Below are 25,360 nucleotides of genomic sequence, written 5' to 3' on the forward strand. Positions count from 1 at the left end.
TCAAGAGCCGTTTCTTACCACGATCAGTCGCGCATTTTTCTGCAGGTGCAAACAAACCGGTTCCACCGGAGAACCAGAGGGGAAAGACGTGAAACTGATCATTGCGACAATCAAGCCGTTCAAGCTGGAGGAGGTGCGCGAGGCACTGACCGAGGCCGGCGTGCGCGGCATGATGGTAACCGAGATCAAGGGCTTCGGCTCGCAATCCGGCCACACCGAAATCTATCGGGGGGCCGAATACGCGGTGAATTTCGTGCCCAAGATCAAGTTGGAAATCGTGGTGCCTGCCGCGATGACCGACCAGATCGTCGAGACCATCACCAAAACCGCCAAGACCGGAAAGATCGGCGACGGCAAGATTTTCGTCCTCGATGTCGAGCAGGCGCTGCGCGTGCGGACCGGGGAAACCAACGAAGAGGCGCTGTAGGCGCCGCGACCGACAATCATTCGAGGACTGAACATGAACCTGATGAAATCTCTCATTCCTGCCGCGGCGATCGTCGCGCTGCCGCAGATGGGCCTGGCGCAAGAGGCCACCGGCGAGACTGCGCAGCATACCCAATACATCCTGACTTCGCTGTTGTTTCTGGTCGGCGGTTTTCTGGTATTCTGGATGGCTGCGGGCTTTGCCATGCTCGAAGCCGGCCTGGTGCGTTCCAAGAACGTTGCCATGCAGCTGATCAAGAACATGGGCCTGTTTTCCTTTGCAGCCATCATGTATTGGCTGGTGGGCTTCAACCTGATGTATCCGGGCGACGGCTGGACCATCACCGGCATTCTGGGCGCGTTCTCGCCAACGTCACTGGAACCGGTTGGTCTGGAAGGTGTCGAAACCGACCTGTCCTATGCGTCCGTCGGATCGGATTTCTTCTTCCAGCTGATGTTCTGCGCCACCACCGCGTCCATTGTATCGGGCACTATGGCCGAGCGCGTCAAACTGTGGCCCTTCTTCTTTTTCGTGATCGTCCTGACAGGCATCATCTACCCGATCGAAGCGTCCTGGCAGTGGGGTGGCGGCTGGTTGTCCGAGATGGGCTTCAGCGACTTCGCCGGCTCGACCCTGGTTCACGCCGCAGGTGGCTTCGCAGCTCTGGCCGGTGCCATCGTACTGGGCCCGCGCATCGGTAAATACAACAAGGAAGGCAAAGTTGTGCCTATCCCCGGCTCGAACCTGGCGCTGGCAACCCTGGGGACGTTCATCCTGTGGCTGGGTTGGTTCGGCTTCAACGGCGGCTCGCAGCTGGCCATGGGCACGATCGGAGACATGGCCGATATCAGCCGTATCTTCGCCAACACCAACATGGCCGCTGCCGCCGGTGCCGTCGCCGCCCTGATCCTGACGCAGGTGATGTATGGCAAGGTCGACCTGACCATGGTTCTGAACGGCGCGCTGGCCGGGCTGGTTTCGATTACCGCTGAACCGCTGGCACCGTCGCTGTTCCAGGCGCTGATCATCGGCGGCATCGGCGGCGTGATCGTGGTCTACACCGTGCCGCTGCTGGACAAGATGAAGATTGATGACGTGGTCGGCGCCATCCCGGTTCACCTGATCGCAGGCTTCTGGGGCACCTTCATCGTGGCATGGACCAACGGTGATGCGTCCTTCGTGACCCAGATCATCGGCTTCGCGGCCATCGGCATCTTCGTCTTCGTGGTCAGCTTCATCCTGTTCTCAATCCTCAAGGCCACCGTCGGCCTGCGGGTGGGCGAGGAAGAAGAGATCAACGGGCTCGACATGGGCGAACTGGGCATGGAAGCCTATCCCGAGTTCTCGAAAGGCTGAGCCCACTTCCACCCAAACAAAAAAACCCGGGCATTCGTGCCCGGGTTTCTTGTTTGGCAATGCCTGAAAATCAGACGCCGACGTCGACAATAGCCTGCGCAAGGATCGGAACGGTGTTGGTGTTCAGACCGGCGATGTTCAGGCGGCTGTCGCCAACCATGTAGATGCCGTGTTCAACGCGCAGTTTCTCGACCAGTTCCGGGGCCGCACCCAAGCGCGAGAACATGCCGCGGTGCTGGGCGATGAAACCGAAGCGGTCCGAACCGCTCAGACGCTGGAGTTCGTCGGCCAGTTGGCGACGCAGGCCCAGCATTGACAGGCGCACCTCTTCCAGTTCGGCCATCCAGTCGGCGCGCAGGGCTTCGTCCATCAGGATCGTGGTCACAACACGCGCACCGTGATCGGGCGGGAAGGAATAATTCTGGCGGTTCAGGAATGCCAATGTACCCTGGTTCAAAGCGGTCTGCCCGGCATCGGCGCTGATGGCCATCAGCAAACCGGTGCGTTCGCGATACACGCCGAAATTCTTCGAGCATGACGCCGCTATCAGGCATTCCTTGACCGAAGACGCGACCAGACGTGTTGCTTGCGCATCCTCTTCCAGACCGTCGCCGAAGCCTTGATAGGCGATGTCGATCATCGCAACGAGGCCAAGTGCGTTGATCAGGTTCACGACCTCCTGCCATTGAACCATGTTGAGGTTGGCGCCGGTCGGGTTGTGGCAGCAACCGTGCAGCAGAACCACGTCACCCGCCTTGGCGGTCTTCAGGTCTTCGATCATGCCGTCGAAATCGACGCCACGTGTGTCACCATCGAAATAGCGGTATGGAACCGTCTCGATCCCCAGGTAGTTCAGGATCGACAAGTGGTTCGGCCATGTCGGGTTCGACACGAAGACGCGGGCCGACGGGTTGGCCATACGGATCATCTCGAAGGCCTGACGGCAGGCGCCGGTGCCGCCCGGTGTCGCCACGGCGGCGATGTTGCCGCGCTCAACCGACGTGCCGAGGATCAGCCCGATCATCGCATCCGCATAGGCCGGGTCGCCGGCCAGCCCGGTATAGGCTTTGGTTTCCTGCTCTTCCCAGACGCGCTGCTCGGCCGCTTTGACGGCGCGCATGACCGGGGTGATGCCTTCCGCGTTTTTGTAGACGCCGACGCCCAGGTCGATCTTCTGATCACGCGGGTCTTCGCGGTACATCTGCATCAGCGCCAGGATCTTGTCGGCAGGCTGCGGTTTCAGGTTCTCGAACATCAGGTCTCTCCGGTTGCGACGGGCAGGGTCGGGAAGGCGCCCCATTCAGCCCATGAGCCGTCATAAAGCGAGTGGTCTTTCTTGCCCATGCGCTCAAGCGCAAGGCTGAGGATCGCGGCGGTCACGCCAGACCCGCACGAGGTGATCGCCGGTTTCGACAGATCGACGCCCGCGGCCTCGAATATGGCGCGGCACTCTTCCGGCGACTTCATGGTACCATTGGCGTTCAGCAACTGGCCAAAGGGGACATTGCGTGAACCCGGAATATGCCCCGAGCGCAGCCCCTCGCGCGGTTCGGCCTCGGCCCCGGAAAACCGGCTGGCAGAGCGGGCGTCGATGATCTCATGATCACCCAGCTTGGCGGCGGCGGAAACTTGCGTGACATCCCGGACAAGCTGATTTTGCACCCGGACGGTCATATGACGATCACGGATGACCGGCGGCAGGTCTTCAACCTCGCGCCCTTCCGCCTGCCATTTGGGGAATCCACCATCCAGAACTGCGATGTTTTCCTGCCCCATCAGACGGAACAGCCACCAGACGCGCGCAGCCGACATCAGCCCAGCACCATCGTAAACCACGACTTGATGACCGTCGCCCACACCCATCGCCCGCAGGCGCGACATGAATTTCTCGACCGGAGGCGCCATATGCGGCAAGTCGGAACGGTGATCTGATATCTCGTCTATGTCAAAGAACCGCGCCCCGGGGATGTGGCCTGCGTCATATTCCGCCCGTGCATCACGATTTTGCGCGGGCAAGTACCACGACCCGTCCAGAATCCGCAGATCCGGATCCTTCATATGCGCGGCCAGCCATTCGGTGGATACGAGGGTTTTTGGATCGTCCTGCATCAAAGCCTCCCCTAAGCGCGCTTGATTTTTCCCTATACCCGGCGGCATAGGGGTTCAAGGCTGGATAGCGCTCACTTGACGCTGCGCAGGCGGAAATGTTGGATAATCCCAATGAGGCTGATCAGAATCCAGAACCCTTCGATCAACATTGATGCGAGATTGAAGTTCTGGAGCAGGGAATAGACGATCAGCACCGAGCCCAGCAGGTTGATCACCGGAAAGGCCAGATCATCCGAGTTCATCATCCGCATCTGTGTTGCGAAATACGCGGCGACCACGATCAAGGCCCCGAAAGAGCCGATGGCGTCGACGATGGTCAGGCTGTCGAAAAATGCGGTCATGAATGGGCCTTGCCGTTCTCTACAAATTCGGTGTGTTGGGCGTAATGATGCATGTTCAGAAAGGCCGCCCCCGTTGGACCGGCCCGATACCCGTGCGGAAGATCGGCCGCGAAACGCAACCCCTGCCCGGCCTGTAGGGAAACCCACTCGTCTCCGCGCAGGATCTCAAGCGTGCCGTTCAGAACAAAGACCTCCTCGGTCACGCCTGTCGCGTGGGCGGGCGACTCGTGGCTTTGGTTCGGCTTGAGGTTGACGTGGAACGTCTCGGCCCCCAGAGCGGGATCGAATGGAAAGACGATCTTGACCTCGATCGTGCCGGGGAAAGTTACGGTCTGAAAAACCGAAGGATCCCCGTTCATCGTATCGATCAGCGCGCTGAGCGGCAGTTGAAACCCCTTGGCAATTTTCCACAGCGTTGCGATGGTCGGGCTGGATTCGCCGCGCTCGATCTGCCCCAGCATAGCTTTGCTCACGCCCGTCATCTCGGCCACTTTCGACAGGCTCAGGCCCGATGCCGCGCGCACGTCTCGCAGTTTCAGCGTTATATCGTCAGAGTTCATCTCGTCGTCCCGCGAATCCTCTTGTGCGTTATAGCGCACATGTGGTACGTGCGCTATAACGTACGAACCCCAAGACATGCAACCCGAGGCAACAGGGAAACAGCATCATGCCATTGTACCGATCCAGAACCTCAACCCATGGCCGCAACATGGCTGGCGCACGCGGCCTTTGGCGCGCCACCGGCATGGGAGACGATGATTTCGGCAAGCCGATCATCGCCATCGTCAACTCGTTCACCCAGTTCGTGCCCGGTCACGTCCACCTTAAGGACCTGGGTCAGATGGTTGCGCGCGAGGTCGAGGCCGCCGGTGGTGTTGCAAAAGAATTCAACACGATCGCGGTGGATGACGGCATCGCAATGGGCCATGACGGGATGCTGTATTCGCTGCCCTCGCGCGAAGTCATTGCGGATTCGGTCGAATACATGGTCAACGCGCATTGTGCCGACGCGATGGTCTGCATTTCGAATTGCGACAAGATCACCCCCGGCATGCTGATGGCCGCGATGCGCCTGAACATCCCTGCCATATTTGTCTCGGGCGGGCCGATGGAGGCCGGCAAGATCGATATCGCAGATCTGGATGCCAAGAAAATCGACCTCGTCGACGCCATGGTCGCCGCGGCGGACGACAGATTCACCGACGAACAGGTTCAACACATCGAAGAGAATGCCTGCCCGACCTGCGGGTCCTGTTCTGGCATGTTCACTGCGAACTCGATGAACTGTCTGGCCGAAGCATTGGGCCTGGCTCTGCCGGGCAACGGCTCGACACTGGCGACACATGCCGACCGCAAAGAGCTGTTCCTTGAGGCAGGCCGCCGCATCGTCGAGATCACCAAGCGCCATTATGATCTGGATGAAAAAGGTTTTCTCCCACGCGAGATTGCCACCTTCGAAGCATTCGAAAACGCCATGAGCCTCGACATCGCCATGGGCGGGTCCACCAACACGGTGCTTCATCTGTTGGCCATCGCGCATGAGGGTGGCGTCGATTTCACCATGTCCGACATGGACCGCCTGAGCCGCCGCGTTCCCTGCCTGTGCAAAGTCGCGCCCAACACCGAAAATGTGCACATGGAAGACGTCCACCGCGCCGGAGGTATCTTCTCGATCCTCGGAGAGCTCAGCCGCGCAGGCCTGCTGCACGAGGAATGCAACACGGTACATTCGGCCACAATGGGTGAAGCGATCGCCAACTGGGACATCAAGGTCGCCAACAATCCAAAGGCGCAGGAGCTGTTCAAGGCCGCCCCCGGCGGTGTGCGCACCACACAGGCGTTCAGCCAGTCCAACCGGTACAAGGAACTGGACACCGACCGCGAAGGCGGCGTGATCCGCTCGAAAGAACACGCGTTCAGCCAGGATGGTGGTCTGGCCGTTCTGTTCGGCAATATCGCCCGCGACGGCTGCATCGTGAAAACCGCCGGCGTGGACGCCAATATCCTGAAATTCACTGGCTCGGCCTACGTGTGCGAAAGTCAGGATCAGGCGGTCAACGACATTCTTACGGGCAAGGTGAAAGAAGGCGATGTGGTCGTCATCCGCTATGAAGGCCCGCGCGGAGGCCCGGGGATGCAGGAAATGCTATATCCGACGTCATATCTGAAGTCCAAAGGACTTGGCAAAGCCTGCGCGTTGCTGACCGATGGCCGTTTCTCGGGCGGCACATCAGGCCTGTCGATCGGCCACGTCTCACCCGAAGCGGCAGAAGGCGGTGAAATCGGTCTGGTTCAGAATGGCGACACGATCGAGATCGACATCCCCAACCGCACCATTCATCTGGCGGTTTCGGATGAAGAGCTGGCCGCCCGCCGCACGGAACAGGACGCAAAGGGGTGGGAGCCCGCCGCGCCGCGCAAACGTAAAGTGTCCACTGCGCTCAAGGCCTATGCCAAGCTGACGACAAGCGCTGCGAAAGGTGCTGTGCGTCAAGTCTGACGAATTGGTTTTCAAATCATCAAAACCGCAATAGCTTCAAAGGCCTCGCTATTCAAAATCAGCGGGGCCTTCTTCCGTCCAATCAGCTGTTCCGGTGCTGAGACATGACTATCTGGCGTCCACAAAATAGTATTCGTGTCACAGCCATTGGCTTGCTTTGGCGGGGACCCCGGCTGCTTGTGGCAGATGTTCGTGACGACGACAACTTGTTGAAAGGTGTGCACCCGCTTGGCGGAAGCATCGAGTTTGGCGAGACCTGGCAAGTTGCGCTGAAACGCGAGTTTCGTGAAGAACTCCAAGTTGATGTCGAAGTATCAGATGCGCCGCTGGTGCTCGAAAACATCTACACCCACGAAGGATCGTTTGGGCATGAGATCATTTTCGCTGCGGACGTGCGCCTTGCAAATCCAGCAGAATTGCCGGATGCACCCATCACGTTCCGCGAAGACTACGGGGTAATCTGCACCGCCCGTTGGCGCGACATCCGCAAACTGGGCACACGTGACGGACCGCAGCTTTTTCCCAACGGTCTCAAACAGCACCTGAGCTCAGACTGAAACGCAAAAAGACCCTCCCGCGCCCAAATCGCACCATCAGCTTCGCTGATGCCACGTTTGGCCTTGGGCCCGGCGCCGCGCAACGCGCGGCGCCGGGCCCAACCGGAGGAGATGTTTCGCAAGAAATATCGACGACGGGCGGGAGCACCCCACCGTCAGTCGCCCAATTTGGCGTGGATTTCGTCCAGATCGATTTCACCGATCGGCATCTTGTTCGCCGGGTTTTCGAAGTCGTATTTGAACAGCTCGAAATCCTGCTTGTAGATCTCATAGACCAGATGCATTGACAGATCGTCAAAGTAATCCTCGACCGGATGCGCACGTTTTGGCCCGTGCCCTTCGGATTCATTGAACCGTGGAATCTCGGACAAATTGACCGGGTGCTTCAGCTCGACATTGTCCAGAACATCCTGCATCCCGTCATTGAACGCTTCTGTCCAGAATATCCGGTCATAGTGACCGCCGTTCACGATGAAAGTGGACACGTGGCCTGACATCGCAGACCAGTGAATGTCCGGGTCCATCGGGCGCCGCCACCGGATCGTATCACGCGCAAACAGCAGAAACCGGCGGAAGCTGGCGATCTGGTCAAACTCTCCCTTGCCGTCGTCGCCGCCCACTTCGATCCCGTAGTTATAGATCAGCGTCGGCACCAGATTGCCGCGGTATCTCTTGCCGTTGCGCTGAATGCCACAGATCTTGTCAAAGAATGAGCTGAGGATGCGAGTGTAGGGATTGCGCACGCAAGTGAACGAATAGGACGCGTGATTGCGCACATTGTTCGAGATCAGCTCCTGGCTCTGATCAAATGCCCATTTGTGCATGCCGTCCTTGGCATCATGGATATCACCGTCGAAGAACTGACCATGATCCGAGAAATACATGATCTGACCAATGGTCGAGCAGGCACATTTGGGCACCACGCGGTACACCATGCTTTCGCTCTCGGTCATCCAGGTACCGGGAAACCCCATCTGCTGTGCCTCCTCCGCTGGCCAGGTCTCGATCCGACACGCCAGCTTTTGGTTACAAAGAACCAAAATTATTCTGTTTATTCAATCGTTCATCCTCAGTATCACGGTTGAAATCAGGCAGAAACGGATATTGCGTAATCTCAATGGCAAAAGTCGCCTATATATTGCTGTGTCACAAGGACCCTGAAGCCATCATTGCACAGGCCGAACAACTGACCGCTGTCGGCGATTGCATGGCCATCCATTTTGACGCCAGCGCCAGCGCCGAAGCCTATGAGCGCATTCGTTCCGCACTGGATCAGAACCCCAATGTGACCTTTGCAAAAAAACGCGTCAGATGCGGCTGGGGAGAATGGTCGCTGGTCCGGGCCACGCTGAACGCCCTGGAAGCCGCCGTGGAAAATTTCCCCCGCGCCACACATTTCTACATGCTGTCGGGTGACTGCATGGCGATTAAAACCGCTGAATACACGCACCGTTACCTCGACGATAACGACAAGGATTTCATCGAAAGTCACGATTTCTTTGAAAGCAACTGGATCAAGACCGGCATGAAGGAAGACCGGCTGATCTATCGCCACTACTTCAACGAGCGCACGCAGTCCAAGCTGTTTTATGCCGCCTATGAATTGCAAAAGCGCCTCGGTCTGACGCGGGACATCCCCCACGACATTCAGATGATGATCGGCAGCCAATGGTGGTGCCTGCGTCGCAGAACCGTCGAAATGATTCTGGATTTCCTGCGTCAGCGCCGGGATGTGATCCGTTTTTTTTCAACCACGTGGATCCCTGATGAAACCTTCTTTCAGACGCTGGTGCGTCACCTGATCCCAAAAAACGAGATTGAAAACCGAACGCCGACATTCCTGATGTTCTCGGACTATGGAATGCCGGTCACGTTCTACAATGACCATTATGACATGTTGCTGGGCCAGGATTATCTGTTCGCACGCAAGATCAGCGCAGAGGCGCATGAGTTGAAGGCCCGGCTCGGCTCGCTCTATGCCAGTGAGGGTGTCGATTTCCCGATCTCGAACGAGGGGCGCAATCTGTACGCGTTTCTCACCGGCCGCGGGCGCATCGGCCGCCGGTTCGGACAACGCTTCTGGGAAGCCGGAAGCGTACTCGGCCCGGAACGGGAACTGTTCGTGATCGTCTGCAAGAAATGGCATGTCGCCAAACGTCTCGTCGATCAGATCGCATCTGAAACGGGTATTCCTTGCGTAGAATACCTGTTCAACGAAGAAAATACGTTGCTGCCGGACCTGGGCGGGATCGAATCCACACTGACCAAGCGCTCTCGTCACCGGCGCGCCGTTCTGCGCCTGTTGTTCGACAGTTTCGGCTCGGATCAGCTGGTGCTGTGCCTTGACCCGGCCAATCTTGACGCGCTCGAGGATTTCTGCGGCGACCAGGCCAAAACTCACGTGCTTGAGATCGAATGCGAATACTCGGACGACTATCTGATCGGCCACGCGCGTCGCGTCGGGCTGGCCGGAGACAACAGCCCAACGGAAACCGTTGCTTCCTTGCTGCCGACCCTTCGCAACGATCTGGGCTATGAATCCGAACGGATCCGCGCCGCCCGGCTGGACAATTACCTGCGCCTGCGGGAAACTGCCCCGCGCGCCGACAATGAAGCGGTTATTGCCAAGTTTCTTGGGGTTGGTGACGACAAAGCCCAAGCCATCATGCAGTTGGATTACCTTTTCCTCGACTGATCCCCAAAGCCCTTCACAGATTGTCTGCCCAAAGGCTGGCACCCGTGACCCGCGCAATCCAAATCGCGGATGGCAGGTGTTCCGCCACGCAAGGCAGCAGCCGCCGCCGCAACTGCACTCGTGATTTTTATTCAAATATCGGATACTGTGCAGCCAATTGGGCCATTTTGTTCATACTTTTTCCATCAGCAACACGGCCCTTGCCAGGAACAAACACAGATAACAGGCAGGTCTTTTATTCTGAATGACCGGTGTCCGAGCTTCGAAGAACCAGAGGCACTGGCTGACCGAAGATTGAAGTATTGCAACGCAACTCCGGGGGGACACAGTTGTGACCATAGATGAAATTTCCAAATCCAGACCTTACACCCCAAGCGACGCAGACTGGAAGATGATATATGATGTTCTTCCGGGCAAGGCTCAGATCGCCGACCCAGCCGTCATCAACCCACAATTCGAATGTATCGAGGTGACCGGAAACGCGGTTCTGCCAGCGAACGGCATGTATATCGTGCTGCGTGGCGTGGTTCAGTTGCGCCAGAACGGGAAACCATTGGCCAGCGCGGATGTCGGTGATTACTTCTATGAAGAACACCTTCAGATCTCGGATATCCCTGTCAGCCTTGAAGCGCTTGCGCTGGATGGAACCCGGTTGGCGTATCTATCCAGCCAGAACTGGCTTCAGATACCAGAGAGCGTCCGGCAACCCTGTTTTGCAACGATGTTTGGTGATCTGGTCAGCGTTCAGTTGCAGAATTTTCAGCAGCCGATCAATTGTTGCAGTGTCACGGCGGCCGCTCTCAGCATGTCGGCGCTGGGGTTCAGCTGCGAAGTGAATGACATCTTCCGCGAATGCGCATTGCCCTCGTCCTTTGTCGTGAACGACGGAATCTCGCTGGGCGAGCTTTTTGACGTCGCCTGCACCTACATTCACACGCAGGGGCTGCGCGAGAGGGTTCAGGTTCAGGCCTATTTCATGGACGCAGACACAACCAATGTGCCGCTGCTGCTTGAGGCGATCGACGAATCCAACCGGCTGGGCGGTGACAACGACATTCTGGTGGCGAATTTCCAGGTCGGTCTTGCCCATGGCAACGAGACTATGCCCGGCGGCCATTTTGCCGTCATCGCCAAGTGCAATCCAAGCACGGGGCTGGTGCATATGATGGATGTGCACCCTGAGAAATACGGCAAGCTTTGGGTGACAACCGTCGAACGGTTGTGGCAAGCCATGTCGGATCGTGACGGAACCTCGATGCGGTCCCGCGGCCTTTTGCGGTTTTCGGCACGGGCCGCGGTCAAGACGCACCTGAAGACCTTCAAGCAGCGGTGCAATTACGTCGACAGCACACGTTATCTGGCGAAAGATCCCAAGAAACGCCGCAACCTGTTCCGCCGGGCAACGCCCAACATGAACTCGATCGGCGTTTTGGTGGAAAGCCTCGCCATTCACGGCGACTACAGGGTGGACGAGGACGAGTTGCTGCGGGCGGCCCAGGTGTCGTTCACGGATACTGTCCGCCGGGTCGCCACCGCCAAAGACATGCACGACATGGTCGAAAAGTATATCAGACAATCCGAGAACCTGCATCTGAGCAGTTCGTTCCAGAGCTTTGAGACCCGCGACGACAAATCAATCCAAACCCCCGAAGACTGGTTCAAGGCGCAGTTGAAAAGCCTGACCCCCGACAGCAATCGCCACCTGATGATCAACATCGACTTCAATCGCGTCACCGGGATCGAGGCGATCCGCCCGCCGGACAACGTGTTCCGGGAAACTGCGTTGCTCGAAGAGTTCTGGTGCCTGTGCATAGACTATGACGAGGATGAAGACGTTGTGACCATAGTCGATATGAGTCCGGCAACCTCGCAGGTCTGGCAAGCGCCGCGGGGCAACATTTTCCGTGGTCTGCGGGATCTCGAAGACCCTGCATTGCTGGTGATCGAAGAGGTCGAACCGCCCGAAAACCCAAGCGATGTTGCCAGCATCATCAAGCACAATACGATGGTTCTGTTCTACGAGGACGAGGACCCGTGGTCCTATATGCTGCGCAGCATTCTTTCGAATATCGGGGCAACAACCGTCAAGCAGATCGACGTGGGCGGGCGCGATCCCAATATGATCAGGATGCGGCGGCAACTGGTGACGCTGGGCGAAAGACCGGACGTGCCGTATTTGTTTTTCAAAGGGAAATGCATCAGCAAAAGTGAAAAGCTGGAAGATATCGTAGACATGATCCAGGCCGGTGAATTGCAGGCCAGGATGCGCAAGGAAGGGCTGCCGGTATCCGAACTGAATGAAACCCCAAGCCTTGAGAAGAACCCGTTCGGCTACCCCAAGGGGGTGATGAATCAAGTGAACGCCGGAAAGCGAAACGTATTGCTCTGTGCCTGCGGGTCGTCGGCGGCGGACAAGATCCCCGAGCTTGTCGAACGTATTGTCGACGCGGGGCATAACGTGAAACTGATCCCGTCTGTTTCGGCCGAGAAATTCTTTCGGGATTTCGGTGCCGAACGGATCGACGCCAAGATCACCCACAATGACTACTACCGCGATGATGACGAGTGGAATTTCCGTTATTTGAATTTCGACATGCCGGTGCGCGCCTCGCATCTGGCACTGTGTGACTGGGCAGATTGCGTCATCGTGGCCCCCATCACCTGCAACACGATGGGTAAAGTTGCCAATGGCATCGCCGACAATCTTTTGACCTCGGTCTTCGTGGCTTGGCAATACCAGAAGAAACCCGTGATCCTCTGCCCCGCGTGCAATACGAATATGTGGAACAATATCACCACGCAGAACAACGTCGACAAGCTTAAGACGCTTGGGGTCGATTTCGTGGGACCGCGCGAAGGCCGCCTGTCGAACGGCCGGATGGGCATCGGCATGATGGCAACGCCGGACCAGATCATGGAAGCTTTGGCGGATGCGTTCGAGGAATTGGACGACCAGAAGTATCGCGTCTGCAAATGGGCGCGCGAGGCCGCTGCCGCCGATGACATCAACGAATGGAAACGCGTGTTCCGTGCTATCGACGAAGGGGTCGTCGGGGTCAACATCGTGGACGAGGCCCATGGAGATTCACTGTTGCACTATGCGGCGGGCGGTGAAGGCGAACTGGGCGAAAGCGGCCATGATCTGGGCAGGCCGGATTATGAGGCTGCCCAAGACCTGATCGACAGGGATATCGACGTCAACATTGTCAACGATCACGGGTTCACCGCATTGCATGTGGCGGTGATGAACAAGGCACCGAAGATGGTGGAAATCCTGCTGCGGGCTGAAGACATGGATGCGACCCCGTGCATCGAATTCGTTCAGGGCATGCAGATCGAACCGGAAATCCGTTCCATGCTGGACGCCTGGGCGCAAGATCACAACCTGAAGATGGCAGACCCCGAACAGGGGCGTGACGAAAGCTTCGTGGCGGTGAACGAACCCTCTTACCTGTATTTCACCTATGGATCACTGAAGCAGGGGTTCCCCAATCATGACGCACACAGCGCGGTCCTGAATGAATTCGTGGGAACGGCGCGCACCCGGCAACCAATGCCCCTGATCATCCCGAAGGAACCATTCTGCGACAATCCCAACTGCGGGTATCTGCATCGCATGGCAACCCTTGTGGATCAGCAGGGGATGGGCAAGCAAGTGGGTGGAGAGGTCTACCGTGTCACCGAATCCGGTCTCCGCGAACTGGACAGGCTGGAAGGGTATCACGGCCCCGGCTCACCCGAGAATGTCTATGTGCGCAAGAAAATCAACGTCGTCATCGACGGGGCGATGAAACCCGCATATGCCTATGTGATCGCGGATCCGGAAAAATACCTGAAAAGCTGGCGCGAGGGTACGTCCGAAGTGGTGAGCGACTACACGCTGGATATGGCGCAAGGCGAACCCAAACCCGGGTTTGAACCGGTGGCCTAACACTCTCGCGTGCTGATCGGTGGCGGTTCGGAACTGTCCTTGATGCTGAGATTATAGGCCGTGATCGCCACCATGCACAGCAGCACGAAGGGCCAGAAGCTGGCCTTTGGAATCAGGTTGTCCCGATAATGGATGATCCGCAGCGACGGCACCGCCTCGGACGCGAAAAGGTAGGTGTTGATCGAAACCGCCAGCAGCATGAAATACATGAGGAAAAAGAACGACTCCATGTAGATCACGGGCGATCCGGCGAATCCTTCGCGCAGTTGCACATGGGCCAGCAGGATCACGAAGAACAGAACCGAACAGGTGCCGATCACGCTGGACGTGCTGAAGTCATGCCGCTCTACCAGACCTTCGCGGCGCGTGACGGTCATGATCGCACCGAACAGCAGCATCACCACAACAAGCAATGGAATCATGTGCACGATGAACGCGTTTGCGAAATTGCGCTTGATAACGAAGTTATAATGCAACTCGGGCGCGTTGGTTTGGTATGCGTTCTGTCGTATGCCCAGCGTCGTATCCAGATTTGACAACTTGTAATCGAAATAGGTGTTTTCACGCTCCCACGTGCCCATCACGATCCGGTTGTCGATCCCAAAGATGTCATCCGGTCCGGTCGCCGGATAAGCCTCAAAGTCGGGCACCAGCGCGACATTGACCTCAAAAGAGGTCGGCCAGAACCGTACCCAAACCGTTTTGTGATCGAAGGGGTAACTGGTGTAGTCGAAGCTCTGGCGCAGAGTTTGTTCGAAATACCAACCAATCAAAACGCCGTCGGGTTGCGGCAATCGATAGGCCTGTTCGATAAGGCCGTTTGCCGTATCGACCGCTTCGGGCAGAAGAAACCCGGCCTCACCTTCGGCAGGAAGGATCGCGTCATGTTCACCTGCTTTGTAGTGCTGCCAGATATAGCCGGTAAGCTGTATATCGCTGGCACCAAGAAAGCTGAAAGACTTTATGAAAATCCCCGTTCTCAAACGGTAGTCCGGTGCAACGTCCAGCTTGCACAGATATGCATCTACCGCAGCCTGGTCAGGCAGTTGCGTCGGGTCTCCTTCGAAGTGGTTCAGTTCGATCCAAAGCTTGAGCAACAAAGCGGCCAACCCAAAGGTCAGCAGGCCAGAGATAAGCCAAACCTTTTTTTCGACGCTCATTCAGCCTCCTGCCTTGCCGCCTAACCGGTCAGAAAATCCGCGCGGCCCAGCAAGGATTGGGTAATGCCCATCGCGGCAAAATGCTCGGTCATACCGGCAAAACCGCTATGCTCTGACGGTGGAATAATCTGCCTTCCGCTCTCGGCCAACAGCCGTGTTTGACGAATGGACAGGTCAACCATCGGCAACGGCTCGTTCCTGGTGAACGCGGCAAGGTCATCCGCATATTCAAGTGCGGCATCCCAATCACCACGCGCCAGCATGACGGCGCTGGCATCGGGGAAAAAGTGCAGATGGCTGTGGCCGACACATCCCTCGGCGATGATCTCGGAACCCAGTTTCAAAAGGCGCGTTTGCTCATCCGGGTCCGTTTCGGCCATCGCCAGGGCTGAAAGGGCCTTGGGTCCAACAAAGTTGCGGCCATGTTCAAGCGCAATTTCGACCGCTCGCAGACCGGTTTCACGTGCGCGCCCGACCTGACCAGCATAAACCTGCGTTCTGGCCAGATGTTCCAACGCCTGCGCTTCAAGGCGTTTTGCGCCCACGCGCTCTGCGATTTCGGCAGAAACGCCAAAGGCTTCCAGCGCACGGTCGAGGCTGCCCAGAAAGGTCTCGGCCACACCAAGGCATGTTTGCGCGACACATTCCGGAACGAAGGCGAAATAGGTCTGCGAGATTTCAATCGCCTCATTGGCATCTGCTCGGCCCTGCCCGACATCCCCAGTATAGCTGCGTGCCACGCTGAGATTGTGCAGATTGGCCGCAAGGTCCCGAACCAGCCCTTTTTCGCGCGCCCTTTCAGCGGCTTGGGTATAGAACCCCGCCGCCGTCTTCATCGAGGCTTTCATGAAATTGGCGTCGCCAAATCCACTCAGCGCCCCAACCTCAAGGCGCGGGGATTCCAGCTTGCGGGCAAGCGAGAGCGCCCGCTCGTTGGCCTTCAGCGCTTCTTTGTTCCGGCCCAGCGGGAAATAGACGTTGCCGCGCACATAGCTTATCTGGGCCTCATCTTCCTCGGACCCGCAGCGCTGTGCTGCTGCCTCGGCCGTGTCGAGCGCTTCCAGCGCGTCCTGATACAGGCTTGCTTGCCGCGCCGCCTGCGCAAGCCCGATATGGGCCCGGGCGATTTGCTCGTCTGTTTCAGCCAAACGGGCGGCGTCTTTGAACTCGTCCAAAGCTTCGTTTGACAACCCCTGCAACCGATGGGTTTCGCCCCGCGCGCACAGCAGGTCAAATCGGACACCCGCCGGGGACGGCAATTCCAAAGCACGCTCGATCAGCGGGCTGGCATCGTCGAACCGGAAGGCCTGAATCAATTTGTCGGCTGCTTCCAGATAGGCTTGTGCCGCGTTATTGGCCCCGGCCCGGTCCAGATGCTGGGCGCGCAAGGTTGCATCCTTGTCTTCGAACCACTGAGCCGCCTGTCGGTGCAGACGGGCACGTTCGGATTTGACCAATGTTGCATAGGACCCGTCCCGGATCAGCGCGTGGGTAAACATGAAATCGGGCCCTGCCTCTCGGATCAACGCCGAGCGGATCAGGTTGCTTGTATCCAGATGCCCTTCACCCAGAATGAAATTCAGAACTTCGGGCGAGAACCGTTGACCCAGAACCGATGCGGCCTGAATGGCGGTTCGGCTGGCGCGATCCAGCGCATCCAATCGCGACTGAACGATACCCTGAATACTGCCCGGCACAGTTTCCTGTTTGAGCACATCCGTATTTCGCAACAGCTGTTCCAGAAACAACGGATTTCCACCGGCGCGCTGGACGCATGTTTCCAGCAAGTCGCGATCGATGGCCCGGAACTCCTCGACCAGTTGCCTGACGTGCTCTTCTCCCATCGGTGCCAGTTCCAGTTTTGACACCAGCGCGCCATCCGTGGCCATCTGCCAGTCTCTGTCGATCGGATCGCCCTCGGCCCGGCTGGTCATCATCAACACACAGGGCGTGTTCCGCGTCACCGCGGCGATATGAGAACACGCCGCCAGGATGTCGGGCGTCGCCCAGTGGATGTCTTCAATCTGAATAAGCAGGGGCGATTCCCGACTGCTGGCGGAAAGCAGCTCCTCCAGCACCTGACGCCGCCCCCGCAGACGGGTTTTGTTGTCCATCACCGCATAGACCTCGGCCAGGCCCGGATCCTGCTCGAGTTCAAGCAAAGCATTGAGATGCGCAGCGTTGGAAGGGCTGACCCAGCCTTTGGCAATGGCCTCTTTAGCAACGGCCGCCCCGGTTTCCGCCCCGTCCGACGCTTCAAGCCCCAGAATGCTGCGTGCAACGGTCTGAATGGCTGAATGACCTTCGCGCGCGCCGAAATCCATCACAACGCCGTTGTGGATCGTGTACGACAGGCTTGTCGCCAGTTCCGCCACTTGCTCGGACAGATGGGTTTTTCCAATTCCGGGTTCGCCCAGAACGATATGCACTTCACCTTTTCCATGGCGTTGGCATCGGTCGAATGTGGCCGAGAAAATCGACATCTCGCGCTCGCGCCCGATGAATTTGTGCCGTCTGGTCCGAATGTTCCTGGCCAGCCGGTCCAGACGCCAGACCTCAACCGGCTCGTTCAGCCCCTTGATCGCCTTGACCCCGATGGATTCGCCCACGAACAACGGGCCCAGCGCGCGTTGAATGTCATGTGAGACCAGAGTCTCGCCGCCCCCTGAGATATCTGTCAGCCGAGACGCCAGATTCACCCCATCCCCTGTCACTGTATATTCCGTGTGCGACTGGCTGCCTGTCGTACTGGCGATGACCTGACCCGAAGAGATACCGATATGGCAGGACAGCGGCGGTGATAACGTCGGAAGAACCGCATGAATTTCAGCTGCGGCCCGTGCTGCCCTTTCCGTGTCATTGGTATGTGAGATCGGCGCTCCGAAAACGGCCATGACCGCATCACCGATATGCTTGTCGATGCGTCCGCCGTATTTTTCGACCACATTGTCCACTTTGCTGAAGAACTGGTTGAGCAGCGCGTGCAGATCCTCGGCATCCAGCTTGCTGGACATTTTCGTGAACCCGGTCAGGTCCGCAAACATCACCGTGACCTGCCGCCGCGCAGGTTCGTGCGGCGCTGCGGGTTCAGGCTCTGCGGCGATCTGCGAGGAATCAAGTTGCTCGATGGCACGCAAAAGCCGCCGACGATCGCCGACAGCGGTCACACCGATTTCGATCAGATCCTCGGCCGTCAAGTCAGGCAGAATGGAAAAGTCGATCTTGTTATCAATGAAGGCCTGCGCGTACTCGTTTAATCCATTTGCGCTCAACCAGCCCCTCAGGTCTTGAGACATATCGCCCCTCTGAAGTCCCCCACTTCAAACGAGAACCTAGCATGGCAGCGGACGTGAGTCTGCAAAAACCAAATTAATTTGTGATTTTGAGCAGGGTTAATCCCCTTTTGATGCATTCACAGGCTTGAATTTCCAAATCCACTCGACAGGACAAATGAACGGCAGGCCTCCGAGATTTCTCGGAATCGCGACCTTTCCCGAACGTATAGATACACCTCGCGCCTGTCCGGCAAATCTGAAATCGGACGAAAGGCGACTGCGTCCGGAATGAATTGCGCGACGGTCTGCGGCAGGACCGTGATCCACTGGCCTGCCCTGACAGTCGTGATCAGGGAATGCGTGTTGTGGATGGTAACCTCGGCCCTGTCCAAAATCTCTCGGAAAGGCGCGGACTCGATAAAGTCACACAAGGCGTTTCGCACGAAAGGCTGAGCCACCAGATCGCAAATGGCTGGCGGTTCCGCCCGTGTCATCAGCGGATGATCGGACGCTGCAACCAAGCCGAAACGGTCCTGAAACAGCGGCTCTGCACTGACCCCATTCAGCGGAAAGTGGCCTGACGCTATCCCGATATCAGACGTGTCGCCGGCAACCGCATCCAGAACCTGCTGCGAATCTCCGTCGCGCAGCTCGATCTTCAGGCCGGGAAAGCGAGACGTCATATGATCCAGCAGGGCAGGAAAGACCAACGCCCCCACGGACGGCACGGATACGATACGGATCAGCCCATGCTCGGCCTGTGCCGCCAGTTCAATATTCTGAACGGCCTGATCGAAATCCCGCACCTGTTTGAGCGCAAGCTCGAGAACTTGCTGACCCAGCGGTGAAAGGTGGTTTTTCCGTTCGCCTTCAAACAGTTTCTTGCCAAGATGCTCTTCGAATTGTTTCAACATCATTGAGACCGCGGATTGCGTGCGGCCCAAACGGCTGGCTGCCTCGGTAAGGTTTCCGGTTTGGGCCACAGTGCAAAAGCACCGCAGCATTTCTATTTTCACGGCCATGCTTCAATCTTTCTGAAGTTTTCTAAAGTTATTTGAGTTTGACTGATGTCGCCGGCAAGTTCCATTCTTTCGCAAACTGAAATTTGCGAATTTGGGGCCTGACGTGACCAAACTGAATCTGATTGCCGGCGAATGGCTGGCCGGCGAAAGCGAAATCGAAAACCGCAACCCATCGGATCTGAGCGATCTGGTCGGCATATTCGCGCAGGCCAGTGCCGATCAGCTTGAGGCTGCGCTGGATCAGGCGCGTGTGGCACAGTTGGAGTGGGCGGCTTACGGGTTGGAGCGCAAGCAGGCCGTACTGAACGCCATCGGCAATGAACTGATGGCCCGCGCCGAGGAACTCGGCACATTGCTGAGCCGTGAAGAAGGAAAACCGCTGGCCGAGGGCAAGGGCGAGGTTTACCGCGCCGGTCAGTTCTTCACCTACTATGCGGCCGAATGTCTGCGACAGATCGGAGAGAACGCCGATTCCGTGCGCCCGGACATCGAGGTTGACGTGCGCCGCGAGGCTGTTGGCGTGGTTGCCATCATCAGCCCGTGGAACTTCCCCACCGCAACGGCTTCGTGGAAAATCGCCCCGGCGCTTTGCTATGGCAACGCGGTTGTTTGGAAACCCGCCAACATCACCCCTGCCTCGGCCGTGGCCCTGACCGAAATCATCGCGCGGCAAGACATCCCCAAGGGTCTGTTCAGCCTGGTGATGGGCTCGGGCCGTTCCATCGGTCAGCGTCTGGTGGAAAGCCCCAAGGTCAATGCGATTTCATTCACCGGATCGGTTCCCGTGGGTAAGGGCATTGCTACTGCGGCCATCCAGAACCTGACCAAGGTGCAGATGGAAATGGGGTCCAAGAACGCGCTGGCCGTTATGGATGATGCCGATCTGGATCTGGCGGTGACGCTGGCGCTGGGCGGGGCATTCGGCGGCACCGGTCAGAAGTGCACGGCTTCGTCGCGTCTGGTCGTTCACGCCGGCATCCATGATGCCTTCGTCGAAAAACTGGTCGCCGGTGCGCAGGCCATCAAGGTCGGCCACGCGCTGGAGGACGGGGTCCAGATGGGTCCGGTCGTCAGCCAGCAGCAGTTGAATGAAAACCTTGCCTATGTCGAACTGGGCAAAACCGAAGGCGCCGAGCTGGCCTGTGGCGGTCAGATGCTGGAGATGCCCCATGACGGTTTCTACATGTCGCCGGGCGTGTTCCTGAACACCACCAACGACATGCGCATCAACCGCGAAGAAATGTTCGCACCGCTGACCAGCGTCATCAAGGTCGGCAGCTATGACGAGGCGCTGAGCGTTGTGAACGACACCAATTTCGGCCTGACCTCGGGCATCGTGACCAAATCGCTGGCCCGTGCCACCCATTTCCGCCGCAGCGCGCGCACCGGGGTGGTGACGGTGAACCTGCCCACCGCGGGTACCGATTACCACGTGCCTTTCGGTGGCCGCGGCGACAGCTCGTACGGACCCCGCGAACAGGGAAAGGCGGCGGCTGAATTCTATACGACCGTCAAAACCGCCTATATCAGCGCAGGCCCTGTCTGATGCGGATCGATGGCCTGCAATATGCCAACTGGTCGGAAAAGATCTTCCGCCAGTTGCGCGAAGGGGGCGTGGACGCGATCCACGTCACCATCGCATATCATGAGAATTTCCGCGAAACGGTTCTGAATTTCGAGAAATGGAACCGCTGGTTCGAGCAATATCCGGATCTGATCATGAAAGGCCGCTGGGTCAGCGATATCGACACGGCCCGTAAAACGGACCGAACCGCCGTGTTTTTCGGGTTTCAGAACCCGTCGCCCATTGAAGACGATATCGGGCTGGTCGAAATCCTGCACGATCTGGGCGCGCGGTTCATGCAACTGACCTACAACAACCAATCCCTGCTGGCGACCGGTTGCTACGAGGCCGAAGACACCGGCATCACCCGCATGGGCAAGCAGGTCATCAAAGAGATGAACCGCGTGGGCCTTGTGGTCGACATGAGCCATTCGGCAGACCGTTCCACGATCGAGGCGGCTGAAATCTCGGACCGGCCCATCGCGATTACACACGCCAATCCGCACGAATGGTCCCCGGCCCTGCGCAACAAGCGGGATGACGTCATCCGTGCGGTAACGGAAAAAGGTGGGATGCTGGGCTTTTCGGTCTACCCTCACCACCTGAAGGACAAGTCCGATTGCACGCTGGAGAGCTTTTGCGAAATGATCGCCCGCACTGCTGACAAATACGGGGCCGAACATCTGGGGATCGGCACCGACCTGTGTCAGGATCAGCCCGACAGCGTCGTGGAATGGATGCGTGTGGGGCGTTGGTCAAAAGAGATCGACTATGGCGAAGGCTCGGCCTCGGCGCCGGGATTCCCACCGATGCCGGGTTGGTTTCAGGACAACCGGGACTTTGGCAACATCGAAAAAGGGTTAAGCGCGACCGGCCTGAACGATGACGAAGTGGCCGGGATCATGGGCGGGAACTGGTATCGGTTCTTTGCCGAGAACTTCGTCCCACAAAGGTAACCAAATGGAACCACACGCGCAGACAGAGATCGCCAGACGTGACCCATCCACGGTCATGCGGCTGTCACGTTTGGGATCGTTGCACCAATGTCGGCTCAGCTTTATGCGGCAGCTGACGCGTCGCATGGCCGAAGAAAACTGGAGCTTTTCGCGCCCCGCGTTCGAAATTGACAACAAGGGTGTGGGCCATGCGGTCTATACCGCGCAAGGCCCCGATCGGGCCTATTCGCTGGTCGCCTTTGCCCATGACCTGCCGCCCGAACAACGATCCGACCGGGTGATTGCCGAGGCCTGGGATGCCACCTTTACCTTGTTTGACGGCATTCCAACGGCGGACGATATCGACCGTCTGTCGCAGAATGTTCCGTTGCAAGAAGCCGGACGCGTCAGCGAAGCCGAACTGTCCCTGTCGCGGGCGAACCGTTCCGTGCGGCTTTGGGCCCATGTGGTGGATCAGCTTGCTGCGGGGCAGCAACCCGACCTCGAACAGATATACAAGGTCGGCTATCTGATGCGGACCACGGCCGTTTATGGTTCGGGCAAATTCGGCGCGGCGGACCGCGAAAAGACAGCCGGCCGGGCCGAAGTCAGCGGTCCGTTCCAGATCGAGATGCTGTCGGTCTATCTGACCCGCGCCTTTGTGCGCGATCTGGTACAGCACATGGCGCGGGTCAAAGGCCGAGACCAGACCGCAGAGCTTGATCCGGACATCGCGCGCTGGCTGGGCATCGGGAATTCGACCGGCCTGGGTATGGCGCCGTTCATCGTCAATCACCCGGTACTGTTCAACAACTGGATCATGGTGCGCGAGGAGGCGATCTCGCGCGTTCGGTCCATTGATGTGGCTTCGGCGGATGAGGCACGTGTCTTTTGCGATGTCTTTGCACGCTGCAAACAGTCAATCGCCTGGTGGCGATCTGAACACCCGGTGCAGATGGAAAAGCTGGCGGCGTTGAATTCGGATCTGCAAGAAATCGAAAAATACCTGGCCAAGGATGATCTGACACAGGATCACCCCTGGAACCGTCTGATCCTTTGGTCCGAAACCGCGCTGACCGAAGAAGGTCAGGAGCTGCTGGCCTCTTTGATCCTTGAACCTTACGGCGCGCTTGTTGACGGGCTTGCGAGCTGCATGGCAGACACCGACGCCTCTGCACAGGTGATTGATGGGACCATGCCGGTATCAGCGGTGCGTGCGTTGATCCGGAACAGCTTTGACTGGGCTTTGAACCTTGATTGGGCCGCCGCCGAAAACTGCGCGCGGGCCTGGTACGTATCCGAAGAAAAGCTGGAACCCCGGCTGGGGGAGCGGTTCGAAGAGCCGATCTCGGACTATGAACAACCTCTTGCACCGGCGCGGGATGCAACCCTGGCTTTCGAAGCGTTGCAGAACTGGCCTGATGACGCTCCGATAGCAGAGTTTCTGTTGCGCCATCCGGAACACCGCCACAGCGTGCGCCGCGCGCAAATCAGCCGTATCGCTCCCTACGGTGAAATTCGAGACAACACGATCAGCGCGCAGGTGATGCCCATTGATATGCTGCGGGCCAAACTGTCTTTCTTTGGGGCAACGCATTTCGACCCGCGTTCGGATCGGTGGGTGCGTATCTGCATGTATGCGGGCGCGCCCTACCCGGAAGAGCTGAACACCGCGAACGCCGATCTTTGGGTTTATCCGGAGGTTGCGCAATGACCTTCTCGTTGAACGAAGTGGAAGCCACCGCCAAACGCGCAACCCGTGGGGCTGGATATGCCTGGGGTGTGGCGGAGGAAGCCGCGAAAGCAACCCGATGGCTGTGCGTCCAGGGGTTTGACGGGCCTGCGATCCTGGCCCAGTTGCTTGAGCAGGAATTTGCGCCGCACCTGGAACATCACATCCCAGAGGCCCGGAACGGCATGTGGACCGGCGCCCGGGATCTGTGCCCCCTTATGACCGGATCGGCATTATCAGATTTCCCGGACGCCCTGTCGCAAGGCAAAGTTCTGATTTCCAATGTTGCCGCTCCTCTTCTGTTGCTGCCCTTTGTCGCCACCATGGCGAAAAAGCGGAAATCGACTTTGGAAATCACATTGGACGGGGTTTCAGCGACCACTGATGGTGTTCATCTCAGCTGTGGCGATTTCGGAATGGAGAGGGCAAATCGCGTCGGGATAACCGAAACCGGCCGCATCAGACCCACCCGTTCCATGCACAGCCGCGCTGACCCGGATCCGGGGGCGTGGCAATTCCTCAACACTGTGGCGCATCGCACCTATGCCCCCGCAACTGAAGAATCCCGACTGCTTGGCGCTGGTTCAGGCTTGTCAGACAACGATTGAAGGACCACCCGATGACCGAAACCAGAACCCTCTCGCTTGCCGAAATCGAAGAGCTGTCATTCAATGCGCTGGTTGCCGCCGGCACAAGCGAAGAAAACGCGCGCCCTTTGGCTGTTGCCACAGCCGCGACCGAAGCGGACGGCGTGGCCAGCCATGGGCTGGCGTATATCCCGATCTATTGCGAGCATGTTCAATGCGGCAAGGTCGACGGTCAGGCAAAACCTGCCCTTGAAACCCCGCGTCCGGGCCTCATCCGCGTCGATGCCAAAACCGGGTTTGCACATTCGGCCATTGATCTGGGTTTCGAGGCGCTGATCCCTGCGGCACAGGAACAGGGCATCGCCGCATTGGCGATTACAAACAGCTACAATTGCGGTGTGCTGGGCTATCACACGTATCGGCTGGCCCAGGCAGGGCTGGTCGGATTGGGGTTCACCAATGCGCCAGCATCCATCGCACCTTCGGGCGGATCGAAACCTGTCGTTGGGACCAATCCGTTCTCGATCGCTGCACCGGGAACAGATGGTCAACCCGCACTGCTGATAGATCAGAGCGCCAGCACCATCGCCAAAAGCGAAGTGATGAAGCATGCAAGGGAAGGCAAGGCCATTCCCGTCGGATGGGCGCTGGACGCTGACGGCAACCCGACAACGGATCCTGACGTTGGACTGAAAGGCAGCATGGCCCCCTCGGGCGGCTACAAGGGCGTGGGTGTTGCTTTGCTGACCGAAGTCATGGCCGCAGCCCTTACCGGATCGACACTTGGGTTGAACGCATCGCCTTTTTCCGGAACGGCCGGTGGCCCCCCGAAAACGGGGCAGTTCTTCATTGCGATTGATCCCGTGGCGTCGTCCGCAGGTTTGTTTTCAAATGCCATGGCAACTCTGGTTGAGTCGATCAGATCTCAGGACGGCGCGCATCTGCCCGGTGATGGCCGCCGCAAGAGCCGGCTTTCGTCAAGCAAAGCGGGAGTTGCAGTGAACTCCGCAACCCTGTCAAAGATTGAAGCAATTTTGGGCTCAGGCTAGGTCAGGATTCATAACCAGTAAATTGAGTTTGCTACGAGTGCGATGGCTGATAGGAAGACCTTGGGACAACGGTCATAGCGTGTCGCCACGCGCCTCCAATCCCTAAGCCTGCCAAACATA

The 25,360-nt window shown here is 58.2% G+C and carries 19 protein-coding genes and 1 pseudogene; 11 read left to right on the forward strand and 9 right to left on the reverse strand.

Annotated elements, in window-relative coordinates; all coding sequences use genetic code 11:
- Positions 1–88: 88 nt before the first annotated feature.
- Positions 89–427, forward strand: coding sequence for a P-II family nitrogen regulator (locus tag GS614_RS18980; protein ID WP_152459713.1), 339 nt, complete (start codon positions 89–91; stop codon positions 425–427).
- 33 nt (positions 428–460) lie between these two features.
- Complete coding sequence (locus GS614_RS18985; RefSeq protein ID WP_152459712.1) at positions 461–1,783, forward strand: ammonium transporter; 1,323 nt, start codon at positions 461–463, stop codon at positions 1,781–1,783.
- Between the two features lie 70 nt (positions 1,784–1,853).
- Here GS614_RS18985 and GS614_RS18990 read toward each other — a convergent pair whose 3' ends face one another.
- The 4 genes from GS614_RS18990 to GS614_RS19005 all read right to left on the reverse strand — a co-directional run bounded on the left by GS614_RS18990 (position 1,854) and on the right by GS614_RS19005 (position 4,793).
- Complete coding sequence (locus tag GS614_RS18990) at positions 1,854–3,038, reverse strand: amino acid aminotransferase (RefSeq protein ID WP_171727076.1); 1,185 nt, start codon at positions 3,036–3,038, stop codon at positions 1,854–1,856.
- Positions 3,038–3,892 (reverse strand): 3-mercaptopyruvate sulfurtransferase, encoded by an 855-nt coding sequence (sseA, locus tag GS614_RS18995; protein ID WP_152459710.1) that lies wholly within the window; start codon positions 3,890–3,892, stop codon positions 3,038–3,040. Before sseA ends, GS614_RS18990 begins: the two co-directional genes overlap by 1 nt.
- Positions 3,893–3,963: 71 nt before the next feature.
- On the reverse strand, positions 3,964–4,233 hold the full coding sequence (locus tag GS614_RS19000) for a hypothetical protein (protein WP_171206416.1): 270 nt from the start codon (positions 4,231–4,233) through the stop codon (positions 3,964–3,966).
- On the reverse strand, positions 4,230–4,793 hold the full coding sequence (locus GS614_RS19005; protein ID WP_152459708.1) for a helix-turn-helix domain-containing protein: 564 nt from the start codon (positions 4,791–4,793) through the stop codon (positions 4,230–4,232). The genes GS614_RS19000 and GS614_RS19005 overlap by 4 nt, the downstream gene beginning before the upstream one ends.
- 107 nt (positions 4,794–4,900) lie before the next feature.
- On the opposite strand from GS614_RS19005, the gene ilvD reads away from it, so the two are divergent.
- Together ilvD and GS614_RS19015 are read left to right on the forward strand one after the other, a co-directional pair.
- Positions 4,901–6,733 carry a dihydroxy-acid dehydratase gene (gene ilvD / locus GS614_RS19010; RefSeq protein WP_171120089.1) on the forward strand — a complete coding sequence of 611 codons (1,833 nt, stop codon included), beginning with the start codon at positions 4,901–4,903 and terminating at the stop codon, positions 6,731–6,733.
- 179 nt (positions 6,734–6,912) lie between these two features.
- On the forward strand, positions 6,913–7,290 hold the full coding sequence (locus tag GS614_RS19015) for an NUDIX hydrolase (protein ID WP_371809418.1): 378 nt from the start codon (positions 6,913–6,915) through the stop codon (positions 7,288–7,290).
- 155 nt (positions 7,291–7,445) lie between these two features.
- On the opposite strand, the gene GS614_RS19020 is transcribed toward GS614_RS19015, so the two are convergent.
- Entirely contained in the window at positions 7,446–8,264 is an 819-nt protein-coding gene (locus GS614_RS19020) for a sulfotransferase family protein (protein WP_152459706.1), read from the reverse strand.
- 143 nt (positions 8,265–8,407) lie between these two features.
- Here GS614_RS19020 and GS614_RS19025 point away from each other — a divergent pair, with 143 nt between their 5' ends.
- Both GS614_RS19025 and GS614_RS19030 read left to right on the forward strand, forming a co-directional pair.
- Complete coding sequence (locus GS614_RS19025) at positions 8,408–9,985, forward strand: DUF5928 domain-containing protein (protein WP_171727078.1); 1,578 nt, start codon at positions 8,408–8,410, stop codon at positions 9,983–9,985.
- Between the two features lie 331 nt (positions 9,986–10,316).
- Complete coding sequence (locus GS614_RS19030) at positions 10,317–13,916, forward strand: flavoprotein (RefSeq protein WP_171727079.1); 3,600 nt, start codon at positions 10,317–10,319, stop codon at positions 13,914–13,916.
- Here GS614_RS19030 and GS614_RS19035 read toward each other — a convergent pair.
- From GS614_RS19035 to GS614_RS19045, 3 genes are all read right to left on the reverse strand, one after another.
- The gene (locus tag GS614_RS19035) at positions 13,913–15,076 is read right to left on the reverse strand and encodes a hypothetical protein (RefSeq protein WP_171727080.1); all 1,164 of its coding nucleotides are present in this window, start codon (positions 15,074–15,076) and stop codon (positions 13,913–13,915) included. The two genes, GS614_RS19030 and GS614_RS19035, sit on opposite strands and share 4 nt — an antisense overlap.
- Before the next feature lie 20 nt (positions 15,077–15,096).
- Positions 15,097–18,372 carry an adenylate/guanylate cyclase domain-containing protein gene (locus tag GS614_RS19040; protein WP_171727081.1) on the reverse strand — a complete coding sequence of 1,092 codons (3,276 nt, stop codon included), beginning with the start codon at positions 18,370–18,372 and terminating at the stop codon, positions 15,097–15,099.
- Positions 18,373–18,488: 116 nt separating this feature from the next.
- Positions 18,489–19,373 (reverse strand): LysR family transcriptional regulator, encoded by an 885-nt coding sequence (locus GS614_RS19045; protein ID WP_171617404.1) that lies wholly within the window; start codon positions 19,371–19,373, stop codon positions 18,489–18,491.
- Between the two features lie 103 nt (positions 19,374–19,476).
- On the opposite strand from GS614_RS19045, the gene GS614_RS19050 reads away from it, so the two are divergent.
- Genes GS614_RS19050 through GS614_RS19070 form a run of 5 tightly spaced genes read left to right on the forward strand, consistent with a single transcriptional unit; the run spans position 19,477 to position 25,240 of the window.
- Positions 19,477–20,919: an aldehyde dehydrogenase family protein gene (locus GS614_RS19050; RefSeq protein ID WP_171727082.1), complete on the forward strand. Its 1,443-nt coding sequence runs from the start codon at positions 19,477–19,479 to the stop codon at positions 20,917–20,919.
- The gene (locus GS614_RS19055; protein ID WP_171206425.1) at positions 20,919–21,893 is read left to right on the forward strand and encodes a membrane dipeptidase; all 975 of its coding nucleotides are present in this window, start codon (positions 20,919–20,921) and stop codon (positions 21,891–21,893) included. The genes GS614_RS19050 and GS614_RS19055 overlap by 1 nt, the downstream gene beginning before the upstream one ends.
- A gap of 4 nt (positions 21,894–21,897) precedes the next feature.
- Positions 21,898–23,586: a hypothetical protein gene (locus GS614_RS19060; RefSeq protein WP_171727083.1), complete on the forward strand. Its 1,689-nt coding sequence runs from the start codon at positions 21,898–21,900 to the stop codon at positions 23,584–23,586.
- A complete protein-coding gene (locus GS614_RS19065) occupies positions 23,583–24,212 on the forward strand; it encodes a DUF3726 domain-containing protein (RefSeq protein ID WP_171727084.1) in 630 nt (209 codons plus the stop codon). The genes GS614_RS19060 and GS614_RS19065 overlap by 4 nt, the downstream gene beginning before the upstream one ends.
- 11 nt (positions 24,213–24,223) lie before the next feature.
- A complete protein-coding gene (locus GS614_RS19070) occupies positions 24,224–25,240 on the forward strand; it encodes an Ldh family oxidoreductase (protein WP_152459696.1) in 1,017 nt (338 codons plus the stop codon).
- An 8-nt stretch (positions 25,241–25,248) separates the two neighbouring features.
- Here the strand turns inward: GS614_RS19070 and GS614_RS19075 are convergent.
- Positions 25,249–25,360: pseudogene (locus GS614_RS19075) on the reverse strand (IS5/IS1182 family transposase); the annotation flags it as partial.

It is taken from the genome of Ruegeria sp. HKCCD6604 (genome assembly GCF_013110635.1).
Taxonomy (GTDB): domain Bacteria; phylum Pseudomonadota; class Alphaproteobacteria; order Rhodobacterales; family Rhodobacteraceae; genus Ruegeria.

What these genes read in the sequence shown, in the direction of transcription:
- GS614_RS18985 (WP_152459712.1), top strand. Translation starts at nt 461, where the DNA reads ATGAACCTGATGAAATCTCTCATTCCTGCCGCGGCGATCGTCGCGCTG.
- GS614_RS18990 (WP_171727076.1), bottom strand. Translation starts at nt 3,038, where the DNA reads ATGTTCGAGAACCTGAAACCGCAGCCTGCCGACAAGATCCTGGCGCTG.
- sseA (WP_152459710.1), bottom strand. Translation starts at nt 3,892, where the DNA reads ATGCAGGACGATCCAAAAACCCTCGTATCCACCGAATGGCTGGCCGCG.
- GS614_RS19000 (WP_171206416.1), bottom strand. Translation starts at nt 4,233, where the DNA reads ATGACCGCATTTTTCGACAGCCTGACCATCGTCGACGCCATCGGCTCT.
- GS614_RS19005 (WP_152459708.1), bottom strand. Translation starts at nt 4,793, where the DNA reads ATGAACTCTGACGATATAACGCTGAAACTGCGAGACGTGCGCGCGGCA.
- ilvD (WP_171120089.1), top strand. Translation starts at nt 4,901, where the DNA reads ATGCCATTGTACCGATCCAGAACCTCAACCCATGGCCGCAACATGGCT.
- GS614_RS19020 (WP_152459706.1), bottom strand. Translation starts at nt 8,264, where the DNA reads ATGGGGTTTCCCGGTACCTGGATGACCGAGAGCGAAAGCATGGTGTAC.
- GS614_RS19025 (WP_171727078.1), top strand. Translation starts at nt 8,408, where the DNA reads ATGGCAAAAGTCGCCTATATATTGCTGTGTCACAAGGACCCTGAAGCC.
- GS614_RS19035 (WP_171727080.1), bottom strand. Translation starts at nt 15,076, where the DNA reads ATGAGCGTCGAAAAAAAGGTTTGGCTTATCTCTGGCCTGCTGACCTTT.
- GS614_RS19040 (WP_171727081.1), bottom strand. Translation starts at nt 18,372, where the DNA reads ATGTCTCAAGACCTGAGGGGCTGGTTGAGCGCAAATGGATTAAACGAG.
- GS614_RS19045 (WP_171617404.1), bottom strand. Translation starts at nt 19,373, where the DNA reads ATGGCCGTGAAAATAGAAATGCTGCGGTGCTTTTGCACTGTGGCCCAA.
- GS614_RS19055 (WP_171206425.1), top strand. Translation starts at nt 20,919, where the DNA reads ATGCGGATCGATGGCCTGCAATATGCCAACTGGTCGGAAAAGATCTTC.
- GS614_RS19060 (WP_171727083.1), top strand. Translation starts at nt 21,898, where the DNA reads ATGGAACCACACGCGCAGACAGAGATCGCCAGACGTGACCCATCCACG.
- GS614_RS19065 (WP_171727084.1), top strand. Translation starts at nt 23,583, where the DNA reads ATGACCTTCTCGTTGAACGAAGTGGAAGCCACCGCCAAACGCGCAACC.
- GS614_RS19070 (WP_152459696.1), top strand. Translation starts at nt 24,224, where the DNA reads ATGACCGAAACCAGAACCCTCTCGCTTGCCGAAATCGAAGAGCTGTCA.